Source organism: Burkholderia sp. LK4 (genome assembly GCF_001043615.1).
Classification (GTDB): domain Bacteria; phylum Pseudomonadota; class Gammaproteobacteria; order Burkholderiales; family Burkholderiaceae; genus Burkholderia; species Burkholderia cepacia.
This window is the reverse complement of the sequence record NZ_LDUL01000195.1, coordinates 1-290: the sequence shown is the minus strand read 5'-3', so window position 1 is coordinate 290 and position 290 is coordinate 1. Positions and strand designations below refer to the sequence as shown.

1 pseudogene is annotated in these 290 nt (G+C 70.0%); it reads right to left on the bottom strand.

From position 1 onward, the window contains the following. A pseudogene (locus VK92_RS38880) lies at positions 1–290 on the bottom strand (glutamine synthetase); the annotation flags it as partial.

Sequence of the window (290 nt, the reverse complement as noted above, 5' to 3'; positions counted from 1 at the left end):
CCTTCAGCGCGAAATACGCCTTCAGGAACTTGTGGCCGAGGATCTCGCCGAGCGGCTCGCACGCGGCCATCAGCGTCAGCCCTTCCTCGAGGTTGCGCGGCAGCTGGTACGGCAGTTCGTAGCCGTCGCTGACGAGCGGCTCGGTCGGTTCCAGGCGCTGCGTCATGCCGAGATAGCCGGCCGCGAGCGTCGCGGCGAGCGCGAGGTACGGGTTGCAGTCGACGCCCGGGATGCGGTTCTCGATGCGGCGCGCCGACGGGCCCGAGTGCGGGATGCGGAAGCCGACCGTG